The sequence below is a fragment of the Microbacterium sp. B19 genome (assembly GCF_000333395.1).
In the GTDB taxonomy this organism is placed as follows: domain Bacteria; phylum Actinomycetota; class Actinomycetes; order Actinomycetales; family Microbacteriaceae; genus Microbacterium.
The window spans coordinates 1-2966 of the sequence record NZ_BADA01000287.1 but is presented as its reverse complement, the minus strand read 5'-3'; the positions used below and the strand labels follow the sequence as shown (position 1 = coordinate 2966).

Here is a 2966-nt window from a genome sequence, read left to right as displayed (position 1 = left end):
GTGCCCCTCGTAGTAGTGCGTGCGTGCGCCGATGACGAGGACGTTCTTGCCGCCGGGGGTGCGGACGCTGCGGAGGGTGCCGACGTGTCCCTCGAGGGCGGGCTTCGAGAAGCCGACGACCTCCGTGGCGGGGAACGCCGCGGTCTCCTCGCCGATCAGTTCGGCGGCGCGGCCCCAGCCGCTGCCGAGGGTGACCGCGATGTCGTGACGCTCGACGCCGGAGAGGCGCGCGATGTCGGCGGCCGCCGCCGCGGCGATCTCGAACGGGTCGGCCGCCGGGTCGTCGAGCGGGTGAGAGTTGCTGTGTGCCATGGACCCACTCTAGAAACCCAGGGCATCCGAGGCCAGGCGAACGGGGCGCGCGCCGCACTAGGCAAGAATGGATGCCATGGTGCAGAGCTTCGAGCGCAAGCAGTCCGTCGCGATCGTCGGCGGTGGCCCCGGCGGCTACGAAGCGGCTCTCTCGGCCGCCCAGTTGGGCGCCGACGTCACCCTTGTCGAACGCGCCGGCGTCGGCGGTTCGGCGGTCATCACGGACGTCGTCCCCTCGAAGACGCTCATCGCGACCGCCGACGCGGCCGTCGCGATCCGCAGCGCCAGCGAGTTGGGTGTGCAGCTGTTCGCGAAGGACGACCACGGCAAGCCGCTGACGCCCGAGGTCGCGATCAACCTCGCCGCCGTGAACCAGCGCCTGCTCTCGCTCGCGCGTCAGCAGTCCGATGACATGCGCGCGTCGCTGCTCGACGCGGGGGTCCGCATCATCTCCGGCCACGGCCGCCTCGACGGCCCCGGTGCCGTCGTCGTCTCGACCGAGGCCGGCGGCACGGACTTCGACCGCATCGAAGCCGAGACGCTCGTCGTCTCGGTCGGCGCCTCGCCGCGCGAGCTGCCGTCCGCCCGCCCCGACGGCGAGCGGATCCTCACGTGGACGCAGCTCTACAACATGAAGTCGGTGCCGCAGCACCTCATCGTCGTCGGCTCCGGTGTCACGGGCGCCGAGTTCGCGTCGGCGTACATGAACCTCGGTGCCAAGGTCACCCTGGTTTCGAGCCGTGACCAGGTGCTCCCGGGCGAGGACCAGGATGCCGCGGCGGTCCTCGAGCGCGTCTTCCAGCGCGGCGGCATGACGCTGCTGGCGAAGGCCCGTGCCGACTCGGTCGTGAACACCGGCGACGGCGTCACCGTGACCCTTGCGGACGGCCGCACGATCGAGGGCAGTCACTGCCTCATGGCCGTCGGCTCGATCCCGAACACGGCCGGTATCGGTCTGGAGCAGGCCGGGGTGCAGATGACGCCGTCGGGTCACATCCGGGTCAACCGCGTCGCGCGCACGTCGGTGCCGAACATCTACGCCGCGGGCGACTGCACGAACTTCTTCCCGCTGGCCTCCGTGGCATCCATGCAGGGCCGCCAGGCCGTCTTTCACGCGCTCGGCGACGTCGTCATCCCGCTCGAGACGCGCCGCATCACGGCGAACATCTTCACCGCGCCCGAGATCGCGACGGTCGGCTTCAGCGAGCAGGACATCGCCGACGGCAAGATCGACGGCGTCGTGAAGAAGCTGCCGCTGTCGGCCAACCCGCGCGCGAAGATGCAGGGCATCACCGACGGTTTCGTCAAGCTCATCGCGCGGCGGGGGAGCGGCACCGTCATGGGCGGTGTCATCGTCGCCCCGCGCGCGTCCGAGCTCATCTACCCCATCGCGATCGCGGTCGAGCGGCGCCTCACGGTCGACCAGGTCGCCCGCGTGTTCGCGGTGTACCCGTCGCTCACGTCGAGCATCACGGATGCCGCCCGCGCCCTGCACATCGTCGATCGCGACGACCCCGGCGAGGACTGATCCGGCTGCCGTCCCGGCATCCATCCCTCTCCCTGCCCGTGCCCTGACGGGCAGCGACAAACGCGATTCACGGCGGGAAACGCTGCGTCCCGCCGTTTCTCGCCGTGGATGCCGTTTCTCGCGGACGGAGACCGGGGACGGAGTCACCGCGGCCGGAGCCACGGCGTGAAGCGCCACGCGGACGCGCAACGCTGCGGGGCACGCAGCGCCACGCGGCCGCGCAACGCTACGGGGCACGCAACATGACGGCGCCGCGCCCCCGAAGGGACGCGGCGCCGGACGCGAGCGGGTGCCTCAGCTGATGAGCAGCAGCTGGTGGCCCGCCGACACGGTGGTGCCGGGGCTGGCGTCGATACCGCCGATGGTGCCGTCCTTGTGGGCCTGGATGGGCTGCTCCATCTTCATGGCCTCGAGCACGACGACGAGGTCGCCCTTGACGACCTGCTGGCCCTCCTCGACGGCGACCTTCACGACCGTGGCCTGCATCGGCGACTTCACGGCGTCGCCGGTGGCGCCCGCCGTGGGGGATGCCGAGTGCGAGCGGCGCGACGGCGGGGCGACGGCCGGACGGCCGGGCTTCGCGGCGGGCGCGCCCAGGCGGTCGGGGAGGCTCACCTCGAGGCGCTTGCCACCCACCTCGACCACGACCGTGTGCCGGCCGGGCGCCTCGGCGGGCGATTCGAGTTCGCCGTCCCACGCGGGGATGTCGTTCACGAACTCGGTCTCGATCCAGCGGGTGTAGACGCCGAACCTGCCGTCCTCGGCGGTGAACGCGGGGTCGCGGACGACCTTGCGGTGGAACGGCAGCACGGTGGGGAGACCGGCGACCTCGAACTCGTCGAGGGCGCGGCGGGCCCGCTCCAGCGCCTCGGCGCGGTCGCGGCCGGTGACGATGATCTTCGCGAGCAGCGAGTCGAACGCGCCCGAGACGCTGTCGCCCGCGGTCACGCCCGAGTCGAGCCGGATGCCGGGGCCACCGAAGGTCTTGAAGACGTGGATCGGGCCGGGCTGGGGCAGGAAGTTCCGGCCCGGGTCCTCGCCGTTGATGCGGAATTCCAACGAGTGGCCGACCGGGGCGGGGTCGTCGTAGCCCAGCTCCTCGCCCTCGGCGATGCGGAACTGCTCG

General features: G+C 71.7%; 2 protein-coding genes and 1 pseudogene. 1 reads left to right on the top strand and 2 read right to left on the bottom strand.

Annotated features, from left to right (window positions below; all coding sequences use genetic code 11):
• Positions 1 to 312 (bottom strand): annotated as a pseudogene (locus I5G_RS10410) (purine-nucleoside phosphorylase); the annotation flags it as partial.
• Between the two features lie 67 nt (positions 313 to 379).
• Between I5G_RS10410 and I5G_RS10405 the strand changes: the two are divergent.
• Entirely contained in the window at positions 380 to 1840 is a 1461-nt protein-coding gene (locus I5G_RS10405) for an NAD(P)H-quinone dehydrogenase (RefSeq protein WP_022879002.1), read from the top strand.
• A gap of 294 nt (positions 1841 to 2134) precedes the next feature.
• Here the strand turns inward: I5G_RS10405 and I5G_RS10400 are convergent.
• Positions 2135 to 2966, bottom strand: an 832-nt coding sequence (locus I5G_RS10400; RefSeq protein ID WP_022879001.1) for a biotin/lipoyl-containing protein, incomplete at its 5' end; no start/stop codon positions are given.

What these genes read in the sequence shown, in the direction of transcription:
- I5G_RS10405 (WP_022879002.1), top strand. Translation starts at nt 380, where the DNA reads ATGGATGCCATGGTGCAGAGCTTCGAGCGCAAGCAGTCCGTCGCGATC.